At 70.7% G+C, this 17022-nt stretch carries 13 protein-coding genes; 5 read left to right on the top strand and 8 right to left on the bottom strand.

Annotated features, from left to right (window positions below):
• Positions 1-43: 43 nt before the first annotated feature.
• Positions 44-3106, top strand: a complete 3063-nt coding sequence (locus ACWEOI_RS16110) for a helix-turn-helix transcriptional regulator (protein ID WP_452360062.1) — start codon at positions 44-46, stop codon at positions 3104-3106.
• Positions 3107-3109: 3 nt separating this feature from the next.
• On the opposite strand, the gene ACWEOI_RS16105 is transcribed toward ACWEOI_RS16110, so the two are convergent.
• Positions 3110-4057 carry a sigma-70 family RNA polymerase sigma factor gene (locus ACWEOI_RS16105; protein WP_452360061.1) on the bottom strand — a complete coding sequence of 316 codons (948 nt, stop codon included), beginning with the start codon at positions 4055-4057 and terminating at the stop codon, positions 3110-3112.
• 144 nt (positions 4058-4201) lie between these two features.
• Here ACWEOI_RS16105 and ACWEOI_RS16100 point away from each other — a divergent pair, with 144 nt between their 5' ends.
• Positions 4202-4606 (top strand): SgcJ/EcaC family oxidoreductase, encoded by a 405-nt coding sequence (locus tag ACWEOI_RS16100; protein WP_452360060.1) that lies wholly within the window; start codon positions 4202-4204, stop codon positions 4604-4606.
• A gap of 71 nt (positions 4607-4677) precedes the next feature.
• Here the strand turns inward: ACWEOI_RS16100 and ACWEOI_RS16095 are convergent, their stop codons facing one another.
• The 6 genes from ACWEOI_RS16095 to ACWEOI_RS16070 all read right to left on the bottom strand — a co-directional run bounded on the left by ACWEOI_RS16095 (position 4678) and on the right by ACWEOI_RS16070 (position 11098).
• Positions 4678-5196, bottom strand: coding sequence for a L,D-transpeptidase (locus ACWEOI_RS16095; protein WP_357084405.1), 519 nt, complete (start codon positions 5194-5196; stop codon positions 4678-4680).
• A 225-nt stretch (positions 5197-5421) separates the two neighbouring features.
• Entirely contained in the window at positions 5422-6606 is a 1185-nt protein-coding gene (locus ACWEOI_RS16090) for an MlaD family protein (protein WP_452360059.1), read from the bottom strand.
• A gap of 124 nt (positions 6607-6730) precedes the next feature.
• Entirely contained in the window at positions 6731-7981 is a 1251-nt protein-coding gene (locus ACWEOI_RS16085; RefSeq protein WP_452360058.1) for a glycosyltransferase, read from the bottom strand.
• On the bottom strand, positions 7978-9249 hold the full coding sequence (locus tag ACWEOI_RS16080; protein ID WP_452360057.1) for a condensation domain-containing protein: 1272 nt from the start codon (positions 9247-9249) through the stop codon (positions 7978-7980). The genes ACWEOI_RS16085 and ACWEOI_RS16080 overlap by 4 nt, the downstream gene beginning before the upstream one ends.
• Positions 9250-9274: 25 nt before the next feature.
• Entirely contained in the window at positions 9275-10261 is a 987-nt protein-coding gene (locus tag ACWEOI_RS16075) for an LLM class flavin-dependent oxidoreductase (protein WP_452360056.1), read from the bottom strand.
• A 141-nt stretch (positions 10262-10402) separates the two neighbouring features.
• The gene (locus ACWEOI_RS16070) at positions 10403-11098 is read right to left on the bottom strand and encodes a hypothetical protein (RefSeq protein WP_452360055.1); all 696 of its coding nucleotides are present in this window, start codon (positions 11096-11098) and stop codon (positions 10403-10405) included.
• Positions 11099-11198: 100 nt separating this feature from the next.
• On the opposite strand from ACWEOI_RS16070, the gene ACWEOI_RS16065 reads away from it, so the two are divergent.
• On the top strand, positions 11199-12383 hold the full coding sequence (locus tag ACWEOI_RS16065) for an acyl-CoA dehydrogenase family protein (RefSeq protein WP_452360054.1): 1185 nt from the start codon (positions 11199-11201) through the stop codon (positions 12381-12383).
• Between the two features lie 21 nt (positions 12384-12404).
• Positions 12405-13481, top strand: coding sequence for an acyl-CoA dehydrogenase family protein (locus tag ACWEOI_RS16060; protein ID WP_452360053.1), 1077 nt, complete (start codon positions 12405-12407; stop codon positions 13479-13481).
• Positions 13482-13671: 190 nt separating this feature from the next.
• On the opposite strand, the gene ACWEOI_RS16055 is transcribed toward ACWEOI_RS16060, so the two are convergent.
• Positions 13672-16554: a BTAD domain-containing putative transcriptional regulator gene (locus ACWEOI_RS16055; RefSeq protein ID WP_452360052.1), complete on the bottom strand. Its 2883-nt coding sequence runs from the start codon at positions 16552-16554 to the stop codon at positions 13672-13674.
• Positions 16555-16784: 230 nt separating this feature from the next.
• Between ACWEOI_RS16055 and ACWEOI_RS16050 the strand changes: the two genes are divergently transcribed.
• Positions 16785-16937, top strand: coding sequence for a hypothetical protein (locus tag ACWEOI_RS16050; protein ID WP_433666409.1), 153 nt, complete (start codon positions 16785-16787; stop codon positions 16935-16937).
• Positions 16938-17022 lie beyond the last annotated feature (85 nt).

Raw genomic sequence — 17022 nt, 5'->3', positions numbered from 1 at the left:
TGTCCCGGCTGGGCGAAATGCGAAGGTGCGGCATGATCGTGGCGTGGTGAGTGTCCCCGGCAGCAGTGTCCTGGTCGGTCGCGCCGCGGAGGTGTCCGCGGTGGTCGAGGCGGTCGGTGATGCCGGCACGCAGACCGTGCTCATCGCGGGCGAGGCCGGGATCGGGAAGTCCCGCCTGGTCGCGGAGTTCACCGAACGACTCGGCGGCGACGCGCTGGTACTGCTGGGCCGATGTCCCGAACTCGGCGCCGCGGGTGTCGCCTACGCGCCGTTCCTGACCGTGCTGCGCGGACTCGTCAAACGACTCGGCGGCGAGGCCGTGGCGACGCTGCTGCCGCCACATCCGGCGCTCGCCAACTGGCTGCCGCAGCTGGCCGTCCACACCGGCGGCGCGGCGCCCGAGGCCGATCGGATCCGGCTGTTCGGCGAAATCCTCACGCTGCTGGAGCAATTGGCGATGGCGCGGCCGGTGGTGCTGGTGCTCGAGGACCTGCACTGGGCCGACGACGCCAGCCGGGAACTGCTCACCTTCCTGGCCGCCAATCTCGCCGACGCCAATGCCCTGCTGGTGGGCACCTACCGGCCGGGCGAGGCGGGGCCGCTGCGCGGACTGGTCGCCGAACTGCGCCGCAACCCGGGCGTGCGGGTGCTGGAACTGCACCCGCTGACCCGGCACGAGGTCGGCCGCCAGCTCGCCGCCCTGCTCGGGCGCGAACCCGGAAGCGAGCTCATCACCAAGGTTTTCGACCGCAGCGGCGGCAACCCGCTGTTCGTCGAGGCGCTGGGCCAGTGCCCCGACGAACTCCCGGCCGACCTCGCCGACCTGCTGCTGGGATTCCAGACCGGGCTGTCCGCGCAGGCGCTCGCCGTGGTCGCCCCCGCCGCCGTCCTCGGCTCGCCGATCCACCACGACCTGCTCGCCGCGACGGTCGACCTACCCCCGGACGAACTACCCGGAGCGCTACACGAACTCGTCGACCGGCATCTGCTGCTCACCACCGACACCGGCTACGAATTCCGCCACGGCCTCATCCGCCAGGCCATCTACGACCACCTGCTCCCCATAGAGCGCACCCGCCTGCACACCCGCGCCGCCGCGGCCCTGCACGCCCGCGGCGACGCCCTCGACCCCGAATCCCACGCCGACCTCGCCCGCCACGCCCGCGCCGCCGGAGACCTCGACCGCGCTCTGCGCGCCTACTGGTCCGCCATCGCCGGAGTCCCCGCCACCCACCCCGAACGCCTCCGCCTCCTCGAACAAATCCTCGCCCTCTGGGACCGAGTCCCCGCCCCCACCGAAATCCTCCCCACCACCAAACTGTCGGTCCTGGAACAGATCGTCGACGTCGCCGTCGCCTGCGGAGCCACCGAGCGCGGCATCGCCGCCGCCGACGCGGCCCTCGCCCTCCTGGCCCCCGCGGCCGCCGCCGCACCCGCCACGCTGCCGGTGTGGAGCCAGGACGACCCGGTCGGCGAGCTCTCGGCAGCCCTGGACCGTGTGACCGTCTCCGGCGGCAACGGCGAAATCGACTATGCCGGTGCCGATCCCGAGCGGTCGGCCCGAATGTACCGGCGACGGGCCTACCTGCGTGCGACGACCGGGGCCGGGCCGGGAGCGGACCTCGAGCGGGCGCTGGCGCTCATGTCGGACGCGCCGGACAGCGTGGAACGAGCCGAGGCGCTGGTGCAGTCGGCGGCCGCGCGAGTCTTCCAGGGAGACGCGGCCGGGTCGGCGGCCCACGCGCGAGAGGCATTGGCCATCGCGCGGCGAATCGGCGCGGACGCGCTGGTCGCGCGAGCACACGCGCATCTGGGACTGGCGGGCGCTGCCGCCGCCGGCGGCTCGCTGGAAGCGGAATCGACCGAGGATTGGGCAGATTTCGGGTCCGGAGAGCACACGCGGAGTGGTGGCGCGGACAGCGAAACCGAATGGGCGCTGGAGCATTTCGCGCAGGCGCATCGGGCGGCGGCGCTGGCGGGGGATGCGCGGATCGTGGTGGATGTGGCCACGTGGGAGTCGGCGGTGCTGGTGGGGGCGGGGCGGTACGAGGCGGCGATCGCGGCGGTGCGGCAGGGGTTGCGGGCGGCGCACGAGTCGTTCCGGTTCGCGGAGTCGGCGCCGATTCTGTTCGTGAAGTGGGGGCAGGCGCTGGCGGCCTTGGGTCGGTGGGACGAGGCGCGGGCGGTGGTCGACGAGACGCAGCTCGAGCAACTGCCGCCATTGAGCCGGGCGGCGTTGCTGGTGTGCTTCGGACGGATCTCCTTGGCCACCGGGGATTTCGGGGCGGCTAGGGAGGGAGCCGTCACGGCCGCGCGGCTGCTGGGAGACAGTCGATGGGCGGCGCAGTATCGATTCGAACTGGCGGCATTGAACTCCACACTGGCGTTGGTGGGAGACGACGAGGGCACGGCGGCGACGGAGTTGATCCGGGTACTCGAAGGCGGCGACGGGGTCGGCACGCTGTTCGCGCATCCGCACGAGGCGTGGCCGCTGGTGGTGCTCGGCGCTCGAATCACCGGAGCGCCACCGGAACTGCTCGCACTGGGGGACACGCTGCCCACGGCGTCGCCGGTCGATGCCGCCCAGCGTGCCGCGTTCACGGCGCACCTGGCGGGCACCGCGGCCCGCTGGTCGGAGGCCGTCGCGGCCTGGCGCGGCGTCGGACGTCCCTACGATGTGGCCATCGCGCTGCTGGGTCTCGCGGAAGCGGCTGCGGCCGAATGCAATCGGGTCGAGGCGGTGTCGGCGCTGCGGGAGTCGCTCGATATCGCCGCCGCGCTGGGCGCGGTCCCGCTGGCCGCGGCCGCCACGGCGGTGGCCGAGCGAGCTCGCCTTCCGCTCGACGGATCCACCGAGCGGGCCCCGAAAGCCAAGAGCGGCACCATGTCCGGCCGCTACGGCCTGACCGCGCGTGAGCTGGACGTCCTGCACCTGGTCGCCAAGGGCCTGAGCAATCGCGCGCTGGCGGCGGAACTGTTCATCAGCGCCAATACCGCCGGCGTGCACGTCTCGCGGATCCTCACCAAGCTGGGCGTCGCCAGCCGGACCGAGGCCGCCGCCTTCGCCCACGAGCACGGTCTGCTGACCGCCGGTGAGAACGACTGAGGGTCAGGGCAGCCGGGGCGGCATGCCGAACAGATCGAAGATCTCGTCGAGCTGGTAGACGATCAGATTGGTGATGAGTCCGTCGCGCACGGTGAAGACCTGCAACGTGTGCCGCTCGTACCCGTCGCCGTCGCGGGAGTAGGCCGCCAACCCGGGCTGGCCGTTGGCCCACACCGGCTCCAATCGCCAATCGGAGCCCTTCCACTCGAACACCCGCGCCATGAACCCGACATACGCCGCGCGGCCCAGGTACCAATTGAGCATGGGCGGCATCTCCATGATCACGTCATGGGACAGCAGCTTCTCGAGGGCGCTGAGGTCGGCGTTGCGGAAGGCGGTGACGTAGTTGTCCACCACGGCCCGCTGTTCAGCCCGCTCGGTCACCTCGTCCTCGCGAATACCGTTCTGGCCGAGAGTCTTCCGCGCTCGCTGCAAGGCGCTGTTGACGGCCGCCGGAGTCATGTCGAGAGCCTGTGCCACATCCGCGGCGGGCCAGTCCAGCACCTCGCGCAGCACCAGCACCGCCCGCTGCCGCGCGGGCAGCTGCTGCATGGCGGCGACCAGGGCGAGCCGCAGACTGCCCTGCGCCACCGCGGCGTCGGAGGGATCGCCGAGCAGCACATCCGGAATCGGTTGCAGCCAAGGGATTTCCCCGCCGTGCACGAGCTCCTCGCGCGGATCGTCGCCCGGTGCGTGCCCGAGCCCCGACGGCATGGGCCGCCGCCCGCGCTGTTCGAGCGCGGTCAGGCAGGCATTGGTGGCGATCCGGTACAGCCAGGTCCGCATTCCGGCCCGGGTCTCGTCGTAGCTGTCGCGGGAGCGCCAGGCCCGCAGATAGGTTTCCTGCACCAGATCCTCGGCGTCCTGCACCGACCCGAGCATGCGGTAGCAATGGGCCAGCAATTCGCGCCGATATCGGTCGGTGCGCGCCGCGAAGTCGGTGTCCGCCATGCTCTCACTCCTCGAAACCCGGCCCCCACCGGTCGAAACAGGGCCCTGCGGAACTTTCTACACCGCGAGCGATGAATCGGGCACACCTCGCCGGTAGGTACTCGTGAGCCGCCATACCGGGCGGCCGTCGACCGAGGAGTAACCATGAACGACACCGCCGTCCGCGAGACCACCGACCGCGACGCCGTCCTGACCGTCCTGAAGGACCTCTACGTCGCCTGGGCCGCCAATGACGCCGACGCCTTCGTCGCCGACTACGACCCCGACGCCACCTCGATCCTGCCGGGCGTGTTCCGCAGCGGCCGCGCGGCGGTGTGGGACGGCATGGCCGCCGGATTCGCGGGCCCGCTGCGCGGCTCCAGCGTCCTGGACGAACCCCAGCAGGTGCGGTTCCCGGCGCCGGACACCGCCGTGGTGGTCAGCCGCGCCGCCATTCTCATGGCCGGTGAGACCGAGGCTCCGGCCGACCGCTGGGTGCTCGCGACCTGGACCTTGGTCCGGCGGGAGGACCGCTGGCTGATCACGGCGTACCACAACTGCGCCGCCTGATCCGTCGCCGAAAACACCGGTGGCACATCGGCACGGGAGGTTCCGTGTCGATGTGCCACCGGAAGGTGTTGCTACGGAACCACTTCCACGATGTCGCCGGGGTTCAGGTAGTTGAAGAACTCCCGCGCGCCGTCCGGGGTCATGCGGATACACCCGTGCGACTTCTTGTCGACCGGTCCGATGTGGAAGGCGATGTCGCCGTTGAAGAAGACCGCGTACTCCATCGGGGCGTTGTGCATGGTGCTCCAGTGGAACGGCTTCTTGAACGCGACGTGGAAGACGCCCGGCGGAGTCTCGTAACCGGGCATGCCGTGGGAGATGGGGGTGGGGCCGAAGATGACCTTGCCGTTGTCCATCAGCCACGCCTCGTTGGTGCTGAGCTTGAGGCAGGCGCGCGCGCCGGCCGTCGCACACGGCGCGTTGACATCGCCGGGGGCGATGCCGGGGATGATCGCCGGAATACCGGGCACATCCGGTCCACCGGGCCACAATGGTTCGGCCTGCGCGGGCGCCGCCGCGAGTCCTGCGGCCGCCACACCGGCGAAGACCGCCGATCGCGCCGCCAAACCGAGGGAACTTCTGCTGCTCATCGCGTTCGACCCTCTCCTAGCCTTGCCCACCGCCCTGTTCGAACTCGCCTGCCAGGGCGAAGGGACGCTTCCGTTGACACAAGCACGGGACCAAGGGGTACCGGTAGATCATTCTGACTGGTGCCGCGGGCGATTCGCGGGATAAACCGCGTCAGGCACGCCGACACGCCCGTCCGAAATGCACGGCACGCCGAATCCGCCCCGCTCCCGGGTGTGGCGGCGGGGTCATTTGACCGGCGGCAGAGTGCGTTCCTTCGGGTCGACGCCGGTCGGCCGGTGCGCGCCATTGTTGGGAATGTTCGGGCGCGGCGCGTTGGCTGATCCGCGAATCTGCTGGTCGTCGGGCGGATTGTTGCAGTAGTTCCAGCGTCCGAAGGTGCGGTCGGTGGCGAGGAACGCCGCCACCGCCGGGACCGGGTACTGGCACCACGGCCGGGTCCAGATGTCGACGATGGTGTAGAACTCGCCGTCGTGCGCGGGCACGCCCATGGCGGAGGTGCCGATGACCAGGGCCGGGAACAGTGCCCGCACCGCGGGCAGCCGCAGCAGCGCCGCCTGCACGATGGCCTGCATGGTGGTGGCCAGGCTCTGGATCGGATCCAGGTTCCGGTCCAGGGTGCGGTCCAGGACGGCGATCTGCTCGGGCGCGCGATCGAGCAGCCCGCGCAGTTCGCGGTCGGCGGCGCGGGCCTGTTCGACCAGGATCGACGAATTGCGGGTCAGCGTGCCCAGATCCGGCTGCGCGAGCGAGGTGGTTCCGGCGATGACCTGCAGGTTCTGCAAGAGGCTGACGGTCTGCGGCAGTCGGTTGTCCAATCCGGTGGTGGCCACGCTCAAGCCCTCGATGAGCCCGCGCAGCTGATCGGGTCCGCCGCCGAGCGCGATATCCAGCTGATCGAGGATCACGCCCACTTTGTCCGGATCGATCGAGGCGATGAGTTCATTGCTGTTGGTCAGCGTCTGCCACACCGGCGTCGGGGTGGTGATCTTGCTCGGGTCGAACCGCACCACCTGCCCGTCGTGCAGGAACGGCGGCGCGTCGGTGTGCGGTCGGAAATCGATGTACTGCTCGCCCGCGGCGGACAACGCCGCCACCGCGATCTCGGTGTCGGCCGGAATCTGGTATTTCCTGTCGATGTCCGCCGTCGCCGCGATCCCGGCCCCGCCGTCGATGATGTCGACCGATCGGACCGAACCGACCCGGAACCCGCGCCAGGTCACATCGTTACCGGCCTGCAAACCGCCGGAGCGATCCAGTTGCACGGTGACCGAGTAGGTGTTGCCCGGTCTGTGCACCCGGGCCACCGAGATCAACAGATATCCGGCTCCGACCGCGAGTAGCACGATCAGAGCCAGATTCGAGTAGAGCAGTTTATGTCCGCGCAGCACGCTCAAGAGGCCCGCCTCCACCGCTGAATAGCAGCCAATAGGGTTCGATGCACAGCAACTACCAGGCGAAACTGCGCGCTATCTAACCACAGTCGGGCCGCTGAACCCGGCGGGGCGGGTGGTCCGGGCGGGGCGAGTTACAACCTCACCCCTTTCGCAGCGCGCCCAGGTGCGCCTCGATGGCCTTCACGGCCTGGCCGACCCCGTCCTCGGCGGCGATCCGGGCGGCCACCCGAGTCGCGTTGTCGCGCAGCGCGGTATCGGTGGTGGCGCGCCGGAGGGCGTCGGTGAGCCGGTCCTCGGACATCTTCGAGTACGGAATGGTCGCCGGGCTCACGCCCAGATCGATGAGGCGCTGCGCCCAGAACGGCTGATCGGCGTAGACGGGCGCGCCGATGGCCGGGACGCCGGCGCGCAGGCCCGCGGCGGTGGTGCCCGCGCCGCAGTGGTGAACCACCGCGGCCATGCGCGGGAACAGCCAATCGTGCGGGGCCTCACCGATGGTCAGCACGTCGTCGCCGCTGACGTCGAGGTTGAGCCAGCCGCTCTGCACGACGCCGCGTACCCCCGCCCGGCGCAGGGCCCCGGCGATGATCCGGCCGGTGCGGGCGGTGCCTTCCTTGCTGTCGGCCATGCTGCCGAATCCGATGAACACCGGCGGTGGACCGGCGGCCAGGAATTCGGTCAGTTCGGCGGGGGGTTCCCAGCCGTCGGGGCGCGGCGGCCACCAGTAGCCGGTGACCTCCAGCCCGGCCCGCCAATCGGCCGGGCGCGGTACGACACTGGGGGAGTAGCCGTTGAGCATCGGCCAGCCCGCCGCGGTCCGGGCCCGGCGCAGGTCGTACACCGAGATCGGCGGCAGCCCGAGTTCGCGTCGGAAGAAGGCGACGGTGCCGGCGTAGAAGCGGTCGTTGAACCAGGCCCCGAAATCGGCGGCCAGCCGGTTGCCGTGCGCGCCGAAATCGTAAGCGCCGTAGCCGGACGGCGCGTGTTCGGCGGTGGCGGACAACGGCTGGAACCGCAGCCCGATCGAGGGGATGCCCTTGGCTTCGGCCAGTGCCAGGCCCGCGTATTCCGTCGGCGGCGGCAGCAGCAGGACATCCGCGGGCTCGTCGAGCAGCGCCCGGATCATGCCCAGTCCGAGACTGCGAACTCCCTTGGGGGAGGAGAACTTCCAGCCCGCGGAGAGTCGATTGACATCCGGATCGGTCATGTCGATGTCGATATCGTGGGTCATCTCCCGGAACTCGAGCCCGCATCCGGTGATCTGCTCCGCGAACAGGGTGTGCGCGGCCACCACCACCTCGTGCCCCGCGTCGCGCAGCCCCACACCCAGCCCGGTCAGCGGCGCGATATCGCCGCGACTGCCGATGCCGACCAGAATGATCCTGCTCATCGGACCTCCACACTCTCGATAATGGTCAGCCAGCGGGTGACGATGGCCCGCATCCGATCCGCGCCGATGCCGCCGTCGGGGGAGTGCACCGAATAGTGCACCTGTTCCACGCCTTCGGGCTTGCTGGTGCCCAGGAACAGGCTCATGTCGAACATCCTCAGCCGGGCCTGCTCCCGCGAATGCGCGTCCGGAATCCACACGCCCACGTCACCGAGGAAGTTGAAGTAGAACTTCGGCGAGTTGAAGGTCAGGAAATGCGACCAGCTTTCGGGGTGATGCCAGCGCAGCAGCGTGAAATCCTCGGGATGCGTGGGATATCCGTCGAGGGCGTCGTGCAGCCGGTCACCGAGGGTGCCGGTGGCGGGGCGCAACAGCCACGGGTAATCGTCGGAGATCCAGGCCACCGTCCGCGACAGGTCGGTGCCGGGCCGCAGGCGACTGTAGCGGCCGTGCTTCTGCACGGTGATGGGCCGGGCCACGCCGGTCGCGTCCTCGATGGCCAAACCCAGTGTGACGAGCAGGATCCGGGTGTAGCTGGCCCCCAGCGCTTCGGGCAGTTCGACCAGCAGGCGCTGTGCCAGCGCGCCGTCGATGACGCCGTCGAAGTGCGCCGACTTGGGGGTGGCGGGCCGGTCCAGGGTGGTCGGTTCGATGTCCGAGGCGGCCAGCCAGTAGTCACGCTCGCCGACCCGGGTCTTCGCGTACTCGTCGAGGAATTCCGCCCACTCAGATCCGGTGATCGGTTCCGGCGGCAGCGCGATCTCCTCGCCCGCTTCCCATTGCCGGGCGTAGGTGGCGATGTCCTCCCACAGCACCCACATGGAGATGCCGTCGATGGCGATGTGGTGGGCGGTGAACAGCAGGATGTTCACGTCGAAGGAGCGGGTGAGCAGCACCGCGGTGACGATCTTCCCGGCGGTGGGGTCCAGCCGCAGATTGGCGGCGGCGGACTGCTCCTGGATGAGGGTGGTGAGCGCCTCGGCGTCGAGGTCCTCGATGTCGATGGCCCGCACGTCGACGCGGGCGGGGTCGATGACGCCGCCGGATTCGGGCTCGATCTCGCAGGACGCGTTCTCGCCGTAGCTGTATCGGCTGCGCAGCGATTCGTGGGTGTCGATCAGGGTGTTGATCAGCTTCTGCGCGTCCTCGAGGCCCATGCCGACCGGAACCGGGCAGGGGATGGTGACACCGAAGACGGCGGGATTCTCGTCCCAGGTCAGGAACTTCTTGGCGGCGGCCGTCAGCCGCCCGGGGCGCAGATCTGTCATGAACTTCCTCTTGCCGGTTGTCGGGTCATCGAACGGTGGTGAGGGACAGCACGTCCTCGCCCAGCAGGCGCAGGCTGTCCCAGCCCGCCTCGATCGGCAGGCCGCCGATCAGCGGGTTCATCAGGATCTCGGTGCGCCCGGCCGCGATCTGGTCGCGCAGCTGCGCCGGGGTCAGGATCTCCAGATAGCCGTGGGCGCGCAGGGACTCGACCGAATCCGGCACGGCGTCGTGCGGGCGGTGAATGCCCTCGCGACCCCACGACGCGTACTCGCGGATCTCGGTGAGAATGTGCGGGGCGAAGTCGTGCCAGGCCCGATCCGGGTCCTTGTGTAGCAGGGTGTGGCGGCTGTCGGGCTCGGGCTTGTGGATGTAACCGCTTGTGCCGCAGCGGATCAGCTCCCGCTCGTAGAGCTCTTCGACCTCCGGTGCGGGCAAGGGCAGCGCCAGTCCGAGCCCGAAGCGCGCGGCCCGCCGGGCGGTCGCCGGGCTCATTCCGGCGATGAGCAGATGCGGATGCGGCTTGCTGAACGGCTTGGGCGTGACATCGAAGGACTGCCCGCCTCGGTGGACAGGCTCGTCGCGCCAGGCCGCGAGCATGATCTCCAGCGCCTCGTCCATGAGCTTGCCGCGGCGCGTGAAATCCCTTCCGAGCGAGGCGTATTCGGCCGGTCGATACCCGATCGCGGCGAGAATGGTCAGCCGCCCGCCCGCGAGATTGTCGAGCACCGCCAGATCCTCGGCCAGCCGCACCGGGTCGTACAGCGGCACGATCAACGCCCCGATGCTGATCCGGATCCGCTCGGTGCGAGCCGCCACCGCCGCCGCCATCAGCAGCGGGGCGGGCAACCACCCGGTGCCCGACCCGTGATGCTCCTCGACATTCACCACCGCGAACCCGACCCGCTCGGCGTACTCGGCCATCTCGAGCGCGGCCCGATACCGCTCGTGATTCCCGGCCCGAGGGTCGTCGACATTGGTCATATTGAGCTTGAGCGCCGCCACCACGTTCATGCCAAGCAATATCGAATGACCCAGTGCCCCAGGACAACCTGCGGAGAAGCCCCAGTCAAGTGCCGTGCCCGGGGGTGCCACCACCGGCAGAGGTGCGCGGCGTGGCGCTGCCACCGATGGGGGTACTCGCCGGTGTGGCGACTACTCCCGGGGTTCGTCGAGCAGGCCGAGTTGCGCTGCGCGCGCCCCGATCTGGAAGCGACTGCGCACGTCGAGGCGGATCATGAGGTCGGCGATGTGGCGGCGGTAGGTGCGCAGGGACATATCGAGGCGGCGGGCGGCGGTCTCGTCGATCAGGCCCAGGTTGAGGGTGTTGAGGACCCTTCGGGCGGTGGGGCTCAGGTCGATGGGGTCGGTGTGGACGCGGCCGGCGAGGCCGTGGCCGGATTGCCAGCTGAGCAGGGCGAATTGGTGCAGGGCACGGAGCAGGGCCGGTTCGCGGACCAGGTAGGCGTAGGGGTGGTCGGCTCCGGCGCCGCTCCACAGCACCGCGACGGTGCGGTCGAGGATCAGGACGTTGTGGAAGTCGTTGTCGGTGACGCGGATCTGCGCGCCGAGCGAGGATTGGCGCAGCAGCGGTTGGTGGTCGCGGATCTCCAGATAGTCGGGGGAGTAGAGGAGCCGGACCTCCTTGCCCGCGGCCAGCAGGTCGTCGACGACCACCTGACCCAGGCGGAGATGATCGGTGGAGTGGGTGGGGTTCGAGACCGCCACCACCGCCTCGCGCCGGGCGCAGCGGAGCAGGTGGTGGACGTCCTGGTCCCAGTGCCCGTCCTGGCTGAACCGGACGATCCCGGTGGCTGGCTGCCCGGTCACGCCGGTCGGCTGTCGCTGCATCACTTCCCCGATCCTGGCAGGTGACCGGGGGCTTCCCTGGAATCTGGCAGCTTCCTGCCAGCGGGGCGGATCCGGCCCGGCCGATTCCTACCTTCCATTTATGCACATCAGTTTGAGCGAAGAACAGCACCGCCTGCGCAAGCGGCTGCGCGAGTATTTCGCCGACCTCGCCACCCCCGACGTGCGGGCGGCGCTGCGGTCGGGGCCGGGCGGGGAGCACGGCGACGGAACCGTCTACAAGGAGGTGGTGCGCCGGCTGGGCGCGGACGGCTGGCTGGTGCTGGGGTGGCCGGAAGAGCATGGCGGACAAGGACGTTCGATGCTCGACCAGCTCATCTTCCTGGACGAGGCCGCGGCCGCCGGCGTGCCGCTGCCGTACCTGACCGTGAACACCGTCGGGCCGACCATCATGCGCTACGGCACCGAGGAACAGAAGGCCTACTTCCTGCCGCGGATCGCGCGGGGCGACCTGCATTTCTCCATCGGCTATTCGGAGCCGAACGCGGGCACCGACCTGGCCTCGCTGCGCACCCGCGCGGTGCGTGACGGCGACGAGTGGGTGGTCAACGGCGAGAAGATGTGGACCAGCCTCATCGAATACGCCGACTACATCTGGCTGGCCGCGCGCACCGACCCGGCGGCGGGCAAGCACGCCGGGCTGTCGATCTTCATCGTTCCGACCACCGCGCCGGGGTTCTCGTGGACGAAGGTGCACACCATGGCCGGTGTCGGCACCAGCGCCACCTACTACTCCGATGTGCGGGTGCCCGCGGCGAACCTGGTGCACGGGGAGAACCGGGGCTGGGCGCTGATCACCAATCAGCTCAATCACGAACGGGTGGCGCTGGCCTCGGCCGCACCGCTGGAGGAGTCGCTGCGGCAGGTCGTCGCGTGGGCGCGCGCCACCACGCTGCCGGACGGGACCCGGGTCATGGACGCCGAATGGGTGTGTCTGCACCTGGCCCGCGTGCACGCCCATACCGAGTACCTGAAGCTGCGGAACTGGCGGACCGCGTGGGCCGCCGATCGCGGCGAGCTCGGTCCGGCGGACGCCTCGGCCACCAAGGTGTTCGGCACCGAATTCGCCATCGAGGGCTACCGCCTGCTCATGGAGGTGCTCGGGGCCGCGGCCGTGGTGCGCGCGGATTCCCCGGGCGCACTGCTGCTCGGACGACTCGAACGGTTCCATCGCACCGCGCTCATCCTGACCTTCGGCGGCGGGATCAACGAGGTGCAGCGCGACATCATCGCCAAGAACGCCCTCGGGCTGCCCGTCACCCGCTGAGCCGAACACAGGAGCAGGACAATGGATTTCGAATACACCGAGGCGCAGCGGGACCTGTCGGGACTGGCCCGCGAACTGCTCACCGACTGGGCCGGACGGCATCCCCGCCCCGATGACACCGGGTTCGACGCGGAGCTGTGGGGCGCCATGGCCGGCGCGGGACTGCTGGACGCGGCGCTGCCCGAGAAGGCGGGCGGCGGCGGGTACGGGCTGCTCGAACAGTGCAGCGTGCTGATCGAGATCGGCCGGACCGTCGCGCCCGCACCGTATGCCACGAGCATCGCCGTGGTCGCGGCGGCGCTGGCCGAATTCGGCGACCACTCGCAGGTGCGGCGCCGGCTGCGGCCGATATTGCGGGGTGAGAGCACGCTCGCGCCCGCACTCGCCCGGGACGTCGCGTCGTTCGAGGCCGAGCGCGGCGAGAAGGGCTGGCGGGTGCGGGGTTCCCACTCGGTGGTCGCGGCGGGAGCCTTCGCCGACGGCTACCTGATCGAGGCTCGAAGCGGGGCGGACTCGGTTCTGCTCCTGGTGGATCGGGAGGCCGAGGGCGTCACGGTCACCCGGCAGCACGCGGTCAACGGCACCGACGCGGCCCTGCTGGAACTGGATGCCGTCCTGATCCCGCGGGCCGACGCGATCTCAGCGCCCGAAGCGCCCGCGTGGGCCCGTCGCCGCGCGGCCCTGGCTGTCTGCGCCCACCAGTTGGGCGTCCTCGAACGGGCGCTGGAGATGACGGCCGAATACGCCCGCACCAGACAGCAATTCGACAAGCCGATCGGCGCGTTCCAGGCGGTGCGTCAGCGCCTGGCCGACGCCTACATCGATGTCGAGGCCGTCCGCCTGACCCTGTGGCAGGCCGCCTGGCGGGAATCGCACGGCCTGGCAGCGGAATCCGAGATCGACGTGGCGAAGTTCTGGGCGTCCGAGGCGGGTCACCGCGTCGCGCACACCGCCGTCCATGTGCACGCCAGCACCGGCATCTACCTCGACTATCCGATGCAGCGCTATTTCACGGCCGCCAAACGAGCCGAGTTCGAATCGGGGACGGCCACCGCGCACCTGCGCGGCCTCGGTCTGGCCCTGGATGTCCCGGTGTGATCGCGGGTGATGCGGTGGAGCCGTCGCCGCGGTGGGCGACGGCCGTCCGACCCGCATGAACCGAATGCGCACCCCTCGTGACGCACGCGGACATGACCTCATCGCGCGCGGGAACCCCGGAGGTTGCAGCTCCGGGGCGCCCGCGTGGATGCAGGTTCCCACGGGCCGATAAAAAGCGAATAAACGTTCTCTATGAGGGGTCGGGCCCTGGTGAGAACAGGGTCGCGGGGGTCGGGGCGGGCAGTCCGGCGCGGCGGAAGATCTCGGCGGCGTCGGCGTGCTCACGGGCGGCGACCTCGGCGTCGCCGGTGCGGGCGGTGGCGCGCAGGAACAGGGCGCGGGCCCGGTCGAGGGGGTCGGCCGCCTTGCTCAGCAGTCGCAGGGCCTGGGTCGCCTCGGATTCCGCGGCGGCGTCGTGCCCGGCGCGCAGGTGGATCTGGGCCAGCCGGGTCCGCGCCCAGCCCTCCCACAGGCGCACGCCGTTGCGGTGGGTCATGTGCACCGCGTCGGCCGCCAGCTCGAGCGCGAGCTCGTGGTCGCCGAGCATGGAACGGGTGGCCGCCAATTCGTGGGTGGCCCAGCCCAGTGCGACCGCGTTGGACGACTCCTGGGCCAGCGCGATGGCCCGCTCGGCCACCGCCACCGCCTCGGCGTACTGCCCGGATTCGCACAGGGTGCGGGTGGCCAGCGCCAGGATCCAGGCTTCCAGCGAGCGGTCGTCGAGCGCCCGGGTCCAGGCGATGGCATTGGCGTAGTGCCGGTGCGAGTCCTTGGTATTGCCGACGCGCCGATCCGCCACCCCGAGCAGGATCTCGGCCAGCACCTGCAACCGCCGCTCGGCGTCGTCGGCGGGCTGCGAGATGGGTTGCAGGAATTCGAGACTGGCCTCGACCTCGCCGAGCCCGATCTGCATCATGGCGCCCAGCGCCACCCGCAGCCGCCGGGAGCTGGCGTGGTCGTCGTCCCGGACCGCGGTGTCCAGCAGGGCTTTCAGGCCGTCGGCGAGTTCGCGGGCGCGGCTGCCGGTGTCCATCAGCTCGGCCATCACCCAGGCCAGATCCGCGGCCAGCGCCACCGCCCGGCCGCCCAGCCGGGCCGCCTGCCGGTACAGGGCGATGATCACCGGGCGCTCGATATCGTTCCAGGACTGGCCTTCCGCGCCGCCGGCGAAGGTGTGGCCCGGGACGGTGGTGGGCACCAGCAGCAGGGTGGTGTTGCTGTAATCCAGTGCGCCGAGCAGGTTCTTGGTGCTGGCCAGGTAGTAGTCCAGCAGGCGGGCCACGATCTCGGCCTCGCCCTCACCGGCGTCGTGGCTGCCCGCCAGGCGTGCGGCGAACAGTCGCAGCAGGTCGTGGAAGCGGTAGCGGCCGGGCGCGGGAGTCTCCAGCAGGCTCAGATCGACCAGGGATTCGCACACCAGCTCGGCCTGGGGCACCGGGACACCGAGCAGCGCGGCGGCACCATCTACCGGGAAGTCGGGTACATCAGCGCGCGCGAGGGTGCGGAAAGCTCTGGCCTGCTCGGTGTTCAGCTGGCCGTAGCCGAGCCGGAAGGCGGCCTCCAGGGTGAGGTCGCCGGTCTGGAGCACCTCCAGCCGCTGGTTCTCGTCGGCCAGCCGCGCGACCAGGGAGGCGATGGTCCACTGCGGCCGCACCGCGAGCCGCGCGCCGACGATCCGCACCGCCAGTGGCAGGCACGCGCACTGCTCGATCACCGCGAACGCCGCGTCCTGTTCGGCGGCAACGCGTTCGGCGCCGAGGATGCGGGTCAGCAGGGTCATGGCCTCGACGGGTTCGAGGACGTCGAGGCGGGTGCGGCGGACCGCGGGCAGCTCGGTGAGCGCGGAGCGGCTGGTGATCAGGACCGCGGTGCCGGGCGTGCCGGGCAGCAGCGGCGACACCTGGGCGACGTCGCGGGCATTGTCGAGGACCATGAGAATCCGCTTGTCGCTCAACAGGGTTCGCAGGTGCGCGGCCCGATCGTCGACGGCGGGCGGGATATCGCCCTCGGCGACCCCGAGGCCGCGCAGGAATCCGCCCAGGGCGTCGCCGGTGGGCAGCGGGTCGGGGTCCACGCCGCGCAGGTTCACATACAGCTGGCCGTCGGGGAATCGGTCGCGCACCTGGTGGGCGACGTGCAGGGCCAGGGTGGTCTTGCCGACCCCGCCCATGCCGCCGACCGCGGAGATGGCCACCGCCGGCCCGCCGCCGGTGAGCTGGGCCGCGATCTGCTCGGCCACCCGGGAACGACCGGTGAAATCGGCGATGTCGGGCGGCAATTGGGCCGGGGCGAGCCGGGCGGGGGCCGGGCGCGCCACGCTCGGCAGGTCGGCGCGCAGGATGCGGGCGTGCACCTCGCTCAGTTCCGGGCCGGGCTCCACACCGACGCCGTCGACCAAAGCGCGGCGGGCGCGGCCGTATTCGTCGAGCGCCTCGGCCTGTCGGCCGCAGTGGTAGAGCGCGGTCATGAGCAGCGCGCGGAAGCGTTCCCGCAGCGGATGCTCCTCGATGAGCGGGCCCAGTTCGGCGACCGCCTCGGCGCTGCGGCCGGTTTCGATGTCGAGGGCGAGCCGGTCCTCGAGGATGGACAGCCGCCACTGCTCGAGCCGGGCGCGCTGGCGTTCGGCGTACGGGCCGGGCAGACCGCCGAGAGCCGCGCCCTGCCAGCGGGACAGCGCCGAATCGAGGGTGCCGCGGGCGCTGTCGGGGTCCTCGTGCCGCAGTCGTTCGGCGGCCGCGACCTGGCCCGCGACGTCGTGAATGTCGGTGCGGCCGGGCGGTAGTCGCAGCACGTAGCCGTCGCCGACGGAGACCAGCAGGCTGGAGGGTCCGCGATTGGCGCGGTCGGGTTCGAGTTCGCGGCGGAGTTTGGCGACGTGGGTGCGCAGCGCGGGGACGGCGCGCAGCACCGGGTCCTCGCCCCAGATGCCCTCGACGAGTTCGGCGGCCGTGACCGCCTTGCCCTCGCGCAGCAACAGTGCGGCGAGCACCGCCCGCCGTTGTGGCGGGCCCAGATCCAGGGGCGTGTCCCCGCGCCATGCGCGGACCTCGCCCAGTACCGAGAACCTCAGCAAACCGACCTCCCCGTTCGGCAGTCTAGAGGGGCCGAGCCGCCGTCGATCAGCCGCCTGTCCTGCACCGATCCTCACCTTTCGTCGCTCCGGAACCGGGCCCGCCGCCGCAGACCGCCTACATCCTGCGCGCCACCGGGCCGATTGGTGGGCCATTGGCCGGTTCCAAGCCGCCGGACCGACTCTGATCGTGGGCGACGAACCGGACGCCCCCGAATCCCTGGAGGCATCCCATGCGGTTGAAGTCCGCCGCCGTCATCGCCGTCTGCGCCCTGTCGCTGGGCATGGCCGCCTGCGAGGCAGGGCACACGTCCACCGGTCCCGGCGGCGTCGGCACGCCCGCGGTGACCGGTGACCCGATGGTCGACCAGCAGCGCGGCCGCTAGCACTCGTGGCCACCACCGAGTGATCGACTGTCGCCGAACCGATATCGCGCGGTCGTCCGCCACGCCGATCGAAACCGGACGGCCC

Source organism: Nocardia sp. NPDC004340, assembly GCF_053602575.1.
This window is presented reverse-complemented; position numbering and strand designations above follow the sequence as displayed.